Here is a 5,812-nt window from a genome sequence, read left to right on the forward strand (position 1 = left end):
TTTGAACTCGGAAGTTGAACCTCTGAACTCGGAAGTTGAACCTCTGAACTCGGAAATTATACCTTTGAACTCGGAAGTTGAACCTCTGAACTCGGAAGTTGAACCTCTGAACTCGGAAGTTGAACCTCTGAACTCGGAAATTATACCTTTGAACTCGGAAGTTGAACCTCTGAACTCGGAAGTTGAACCTCTGAACTCGGAAGTTGAGCCTTTGAACTCGGAAGTTAAACCTTTGAACTCGGAAGTTGAGCCTCTGAACTTAAAACTTTCAATTTTAACTCTTACCAATCTCTCCCATCCCTCCATGCCCAATGCCCCATGCCCAATGCCCACATAATTATGAAAATTTGGCAAGTTGATTTTTATCGTCGTCCCTCACAAGATGCATCTGGACAAATTTTATGGGACTTGTTGATTTGTGACGCAACTCGCAGCTTTGAGTATGAAGCTAGCTGTCTCCAGTCAGCAGCAAATTCTAATTGGGTTGCGACTCAACTTGAGCTAGCTGCTGGTGAAAAATTGCCAGATGTAATTCAGGTGTTTCGTCCTCAGTCTCTAAGCTTAATTGAAGCGGCTGGACGCAACTTAAGTATAAATGTCGAACCTACCCGCCACACCTTGGCGTTAAAGCAGTGGTTACAAGAAAAGCAATATCCCTCAACCCTGGATAAACCACCCCCAACACCATTACCAGAAAACCTTTGGGGAGAACAATGGCGTTTTGCAAGTTTAGCTGCTAGTGATGTAGAAACGAGATTTAGCGATCGCCCTATTCCCATTTTGCACGTTCCAGAACATTTCAAACCCATCAATTTAGGTTTGGCATCAACAGTTCCCGTTCCTGGTGTAGTAATTTATGGGGGACGGCAATCAATGCGCCTAGCACGGTGGTTGCAGCAAGCCCGTGCCGTCAGCTTGAACTACATTTCTGGCGCACCGGATGGCTTAATATTAGAAGCTAGCTTGGTAGATAGGTGGATTGTTGCCACATTTGAAGATCCAGAAGTTACCACAGCAGCCCAAGCATTTGAACAACGTAAAAAGCATTGCCGAGGATTGCATTTTTTGTTAGTTCAACCCGATGATTCTGGTATGACTTATAGCGGCTTTTGGTTATTGCAAGCAGAAAATTAATATTAATTGCTAAAAATATTTGTCTGCTTAATTTTGATAGCTAAATAAATCGACTAAAGTGATGTCTGACCGCAAGTAAATATGGGTCTACGCTTTACTGTAATTTGCCTATATAGGACAAGTGTATAAGTCTAGCGAATTTTAGTATGATTATAAAGTCATACTAAATAATAATACTCAAAATTATTTTTTAAATGTAGTTTTAGGATTTGTGGTTTAAAAGTATTAGGGAATAAAAATAAAGATAAAAGTGAGGCAAAGGCGATGAACAAATTAAACTATTTCTTCCTGTTTTTGACTTAAATACATCGCAATTCCTTTCTCGTAGTAAGCTGCTTCATTAATAAAAATAGGATAAACAGTAGACGCTCCCTCATAGAAAATATCTTTTCCTTCAAAAGTCAGAAACATTGGATCGCCTGGATGCAAAGGTTCATAATCCCTAAACTGAAGCTGGGGGTGAATCATGGCTTGAATTTCCCCGTGTAGGCGCAGCCCACCGTAGGCATCGCTTCTCGGATAATCGATAGTCTGAATGTATTTATAAAGTGTAAGGTGATTGCTTGTCTGCGGAATATTACCCTGATTGCACCTTTCAAAATAATCTAAAACTGCATAAATAAGCTGTTCTGTCTCCTGAAATAATTTGGCGTTTAAAACATTTTGAGCTACAGCACCAACTTCTATAACAAAACCCAATTCGCACAAAGAACGGAGAAAACCATTTTCTTTGGATTCCTGATTAATAAAGACTTTCACCAAAGGATTGATAGAACTTAAATAAGCGCCTAACCGGAGCAAGAAAGGATGCATATCACAAAAAATCAGACTTAACCCCATATTGGCAGTTGTGCTATGCAAATCAACAATTACATCTACAAAGGGCTGATTTTGCGGTTGCAATATCTGTTGAATTGCTTTTGCCCGCATATCTTCATAACTTAAAAGTTGGGAATTTTGTAAACCTTGATTAGTGAAACAACGATTTAAATCTTTTTCAATGTATCGTTTGCCTTCTTCAATAGCTTTGAGATTGCCAAGTAATGCCAGAGTTTCAAAACTTGCCCTGTTAATTAAATTAGGATATTGCTGAAACTTTTTGACTACATGTACTCCTGTTAGCTCATTACCGTGGTTTCCTCCAACGATCGCAACTCGTTCAATCTGACTCATAACAACCTCATCTCTAAAAAACTACCCTACGGTTATTGAGAATGGTGCAAGATCCAAGATAGAAGTATAACTTCTGTTGACTAAATCTTGTAAAAGCCTGACACAATGTCTACGAAGGGCTACGCCTACGCTCCATATTAGAGCCAAAATATGATAACTGTTAAGCTGTTGGTTTTAGCACAAAAGGGGAGGAAATTTATGGAGTATAATTTTCAAGCAATCGCTGAACTTTACAAAAACGCTCTCCTCACCGATGTACTCCCATTCTGGGAAAAATATTCTCTCGATTGGCAGCAAGGCGGCTATTTCACCTGCCTCGATCGCGAAGGCAAAATTTATGATACAGACAAATTCATCTGGCTGCAAAACCGCCAGGTGTGGACTTTTTCCATGCTTTACAACCAGCTAGAAAAGCGCGAAAATTGGCTAAAAATTGCTAGCAACGGCGCTAATTTTCTCGCCCAACATGGCAGAGATAGCGATGGTAACTGGTACTTTGCCCTCACTCGTGAAGGGAAACCATTGGTTCACCCTTACAATATCTTTTCTGATTGCTTTGCAGCGATGGCATTTAGTCAATATGCACTCGCTGGCGGCGAAGAATGGGCAAAGGATGTAGCGATGCAAGCTTATAACAACGTATTACGCCGCAAAGATAACCCCAAGGGCAAATATAATAAAACTTATCCCGGCACACGCCCGATGAAATCATTGGCTGTACCGATGATTTTAGCCAACCTGACTCTAGAAATGGAATGGTTGCTACCAAAAGAAACACTAGAGAATGTCCTCGCTGAGACAGTCCGCGAAGTGATGACCGATTTTCTCGATCAAGAACGGGGACTAATGTACGAAAATGTTGCCCCTGACGGTTCCCACATCGATAGTTTTGAGGGACGGGTGATTAATCCAGGTCACGGGATCGAAGCGATGTGGTTTATCATGGACATCGCACGTCGGAAAAACGACACCAAAACTATTAACCAAGCCGTTGAGGTGGTGCTAAATATTCTGAATTTTGCTTGGGATAACGAGTACGGCGGATTGTATTACTTTATGGATGCAGATGCTCATCCCCCACAACAATTAGAATGGGATCAAAAGCTGTGGTGGGTTCACCTAGAGTCATTGGTTGCATTAGCGATGGGTTATCGGCTGACAGGGCGTGAGGTGTGTTGGGAATGGTATCAAAAGATGCACGATTACGCCTGGTCACACTTTGCTGATTCCGAGTATGGTGAATGGTTTGGCTACCTGAATCGGCGTGGGGAAGTATTGTTGAACCTCAAAGGCGGCAAATGGAAAGGATGTTTTCACGTACCGCGTGCATTGTATCTTTGTTGGCAGCAATTTGAAGCATTGCAAAACCTGGGGCGGTAAACAACGCAGTCAGTTTAATCTTTGCTAGTGACAAGTACTCTTGGAAAGATGTCTCATGAATGCTGTAACACCTAAGCGATTTACGATCGCCCAATACCATCAATTGATTGAACTCGGATTTCTCACAGAGGGCGATCGTATTGAATTGATTCGAGGAGAACTGATTCAAATGACAGCAAAGGGAACGCCTCATACAGTTTGTAGTTCTATCCTGTGCCGTCAATTGGATCGGCTTTTAGGCGATCGAGCAGTCATCCGTGGACAAGATCCCATCACCCTTCCTAATCAAAGTGAGCCTGAACCGGATGTTGTCATTGCAAGAGGAAGAGATGAAGATTATCTCGCTCATCATCCCTATCCAGAAGATATTTTGTTAGTAATTGAAATTTCGGATAAAACAATAGATTACGACCAAACAAGCAAGCTGTCATTGTATGCAGAAGCTGGAATTTCTCATTACTGGATTGTTAATTTACCGGCTCGTCAACTTGAGCGTCATAGTCAGCCATATCAAAATGCTCAAAATAAGTTTAGCTATCTCAGCAAACAGATTTCTCTATCTAACCAGTCAGTGGCAATTCCTGGATTTAAAGATGCATTATTAGACTTGAATCGGTTGTTTCCAGAGAGTGCTAGGGAATGATTTTGTTGGTGCGATCAGGTAAAGAAATGTTGTATTTTCCCAAACATTTTAAATGAATACGTTGATTAAAGATGCGTTTAAATACTGATGATTCCGGCTTGTCGTAGTTGATATTATACTAATATATATGAAAAATATGCTGTTACTATGCACCACATCCAACTAATTATATTGATTTTGGATTTCTTACCTAATTACATGGGTTCGGAAAAGCTATTAAGAATGCTAAAAATGCTTGATAATCATTTTAGTGTAATTGATAAGCAGATAAGTGAAATAAAATCTCTCCTGTCTATGCCGTAAGCTAGATTCCTTTGCGATCGCTCAGATAAGTATTATTAAATCTGAAAATAGTCTCCCTAATGCTTGTTGCTAACTTAAGTAATCTTACAGTGGGGTAGTAACAAACAGCAAAACTATAAAAGCAACAAAGCTTTGGAGTCACGAGCAAATGACAAGTCGAGAATTGCCAGATTCTAATCAAGAAATCCTGTTAGAAAAGTATCAAGTGCAACAGGAATTAGGCAAAAAAGCCGGACGGCGATCGCTCTTAGCTCGTGACTTACAAACTCTAGAATTAGTAGTAGTCAAAATACTGTCTTTTGGTAATGAGTTTGAATGGAACGACCTCAAATTATTTGAGCGGGAAGCTGAAACACTCAAAGCACTCTCTCACCCAGCCATTCCCCGCTACCTTAACTACTTCGAGCTAGATTCACCAAACAGTAGAGGATTTGCACTCGTACAAAGTTATATCCCAGCCCAATCTCTAGAAGCACAACTCAAAGCTGGGCGTAGTTTCAGTGAAGAAGAAGTTAAGGAACTAGCAAAAGCCATTCTAGAAATTCTCAAATATCTGCATGGTCGTCAGCCGCCCGTGATTCATCGTGACATCAAGCCAAGCAATATTCTATTAACAAATCGCTCTGGTAATAGTGTGGGTGAAGTCTACTTAGTAGATTTTGGTTCAGTGCAAACCATCGCCAGAAGAAGCAGCACCATAACAGTTGTGGGAAGTTACGGCTATATGCCACCAGAGCAATTTAATGGCAGGTCTACTCCAGCTTCAGACCTTTACAGTTTGGGCGCAACTTTAATTTACTTGGTAACAGGTCAACATCCAGGCGATTTACCGCAAATAGACCTACGAATTGAATTTGAGCAAGTTGCCAATATTAGCTCTGGTTTTAGGATTTGGTTGAGGCAGATGACAGAACCTATTGCCAGTAAACGTTTGACTTCTGCTGAAGAAGCTTTGCAAGCCTTACAACAACAGGGAAATACATCTCAGATTCCCAGGATACAAAGTAATTCATCCCCTAGAAAACCTCCTGGCAGTAAAATTCTTTTGACTAAGAATGCTAACTCTTTAGAAATTCTCATACCACCTAGAGGTTTTTTTTGCCAAACAACTATTATTAATTTAATTAAACCTCGTCTACGTTGAAACCCGTAGTTTTTCCTCATCTTCTTCAAGATGAT

At 40.6% G+C, this 5,812-nt stretch carries 5 protein-coding genes and 1 pseudogene; 5 read left to right on the forward strand and 1 reads right to left on the reverse strand.

Annotated features, from left to right (window positions below; translation table 11 throughout):
• Both RM049_RS25875 and RM049_RS25880 read left to right on the forward strand, forming a co-directional pair.
• The coding region (locus tag RM049_RS25875) for a hypothetical protein (RefSeq protein WP_322706184.1) at positions 1 to 337 on the forward strand (337 nt) is incomplete at its 5' end.
• Between the two features lie 2 nt (positions 338 to 339).
• Positions 340 to 1,134, forward strand: a complete 795-nt coding sequence (locus tag RM049_RS25880; protein WP_322706185.1) for a Tab2/Atab2 family RNA-binding protein — start codon at positions 340 to 342, stop codon at positions 1,132 to 1,134.
• A 273-nt stretch (positions 1,135 to 1,407) separates the two neighbouring features.
• On the opposite strand, the gene RM049_RS25885 is transcribed toward RM049_RS25880, so the two are convergent.
• Positions 1,408 to 2,307 carry an aspartoacylase gene (locus RM049_RS25885; RefSeq protein ID WP_322706186.1) on the reverse strand — a complete coding sequence of 300 codons (900 nt, stop codon included), beginning with the start codon at positions 2,305 to 2,307 and terminating at the stop codon, positions 1,408 to 1,410.
• 198 nt (positions 2,308 to 2,505) lie between these two features.
• Between RM049_RS25885 and RM049_RS25890 the strand changes: the two genes are divergently transcribed.
• From RM049_RS25890 to RM049_RS25900, 3 genes and pseudogenes are all read left to right on the forward strand, one after another.
• Complete coding sequence (locus RM049_RS25890; protein ID WP_322706187.1) at positions 2,506 to 3,687, forward strand: AGE family epimerase/isomerase; 1,182 nt, start codon at positions 2,506 to 2,508, stop codon at positions 3,685 to 3,687.
• 55 nt (positions 3,688 to 3,742) lie between these two features.
• A complete protein-coding gene (locus RM049_RS25895; protein WP_322706188.1) occupies positions 3,743 to 4,330 on the forward strand; it encodes a Uma2 family endonuclease in 588 nt (195 codons plus the stop codon).
• Positions 4,331 to 4,781: 451 nt separating this feature from the next.
• Positions 4,782 to 5,732 (forward strand): annotated as a pseudogene (locus RM049_RS25900) (serine/threonine protein kinase); the annotation flags it as partial.
• Positions 5,733 to 5,812: the final 80 nt, after the last annotated feature.

It is taken from the genome of Nostoc sp. DedQUE04 (genome assembly GCF_034530995.1).
Taxonomy (GTDB): Bacteria; Cyanobacteriota; Cyanobacteriia; order Cyanobacteriales; family Nostocaceae; genus Nostoc.

Coding starts and splice junctions, on each gene's coding strand:
- RM049_RS25880 (WP_322706185.1), top strand. CDS start 340: ATGAAAATTTGGCAAGTTGATTTTTATCGTCGTCCCTCACAAGATGCA.
- RM049_RS25885 (WP_322706186.1), bottom strand. CDS start 2,307: ATGAGTCAGATTGAACGAGTTGCGATCGTTGGAGGAAACCACGGTAAT.
- RM049_RS25890 (WP_322706187.1), top strand. CDS start 2,506: ATGGAGTATAATTTTCAAGCAATCGCTGAACTTTACAAAAACGCTCTC.
- RM049_RS25895 (WP_322706188.1), top strand. CDS start 3,743: ATGAATGCTGTAACACCTAAGCGATTTACGATCGCCCAATACCATCAA.